Source organism: Hymenobacter sp. YC55 (genome assembly GCF_029433095.1).
Lineage (GTDB): Bacteria > Bacteroidota > Bacteroidia > Cytophagales > Hymenobacteraceae > Hymenobacter.
Map to the genome: position 1 here is coordinate 1 of NZ_JARNTX010000018.1, position 746 is coordinate 746.

2 tRNA genes and 2 rRNA genes are annotated in these 746 nt (G+C 52.7%); all 4 read left to right on the forward strand.

Annotated features, from left to right (window positions below):
• A 16S ribosomal RNA gene (locus P1X16_RS31285) occupies positions 1-109 on the forward strand; the annotation flags it as partial.
• 126 nt (positions 110-235) lie between these two features.
• Positions 236-309: transfer RNA gene (locus P1X16_RS31290), tRNA-Ile, on the forward strand.
• A 36-nt stretch (positions 310-345) separates the two neighbouring features.
• Positions 346-419: transfer RNA gene (locus tag P1X16_RS31295), tRNA-Ala, on the forward strand.
• A gap of 190 nt (positions 420-609) precedes the next feature.
• Positions 610-746: ribosomal RNA gene (locus P1X16_RS31300) — 23S ribosomal RNA — on the forward strand; the annotation flags it as partial.

The window sequence follows — 746 nt, forward strand, 5'->3', positions numbered from 1 at the left end:
GACCTGAAGCTGGTGCTCGTCACAGAAGCCAGTTAGGGTAGAACAGGTAACTGGGGCTAAGTCGTAACAAGGTAGCCGTACCGGAAGGTGCGGCTGGATCACCTCCTTTCTGGAGCAATCCGACTCGGAGTGGTTGTAGACCCTCTTCATGGTGGAGTCGCTTCTTTTTGTTTTTCCTTCATTCAACGATACTTGCGAGTAGGCTTCTTTTGCAAGAGAGAAGCTGCCTCGAACAGGGCTTGTAGCTCAGGTGGTTAGAGCGCTACACTGATAATGTAGAGGTCCGTGGTTCGAGTCCACGCAGGCCCACTGTAACAAGCGGGGCGGCTGCTTGGACGAGAGACCGGGGGATTAGCTCAGCTGGCTAGAGCACCTGCCTTGCACGCAGGGGGTCAACGGTTCGAATCCGTTATTCTCCACTATTGTTGCCAATCGGGTAACAAGTGAGTGCAACACACTACAGGTTCTATTTCTTCACTGAAGTAGAGGCTGCGTTACTCTCAACAGGAGAGTAAATGTTCTTTGACGTAAGGTAACGAGAGAGAAAAAGAAGCACCTGCTTAGCGATAAGCAGGCGTAGGGGTACGGCTGCTTGCAGCGCGTACCGATAACGAAGTAGAGAAGGGCACACGGGGGATGCCTAGGCTCTCAGAGGCGACGAAGGACGTGATAAGCTGCGATAAGATCAGGGAAGGGGCACATACCCGGTGATCCTGATATTTCCGAATGGGGCAACCCCTCTAAGT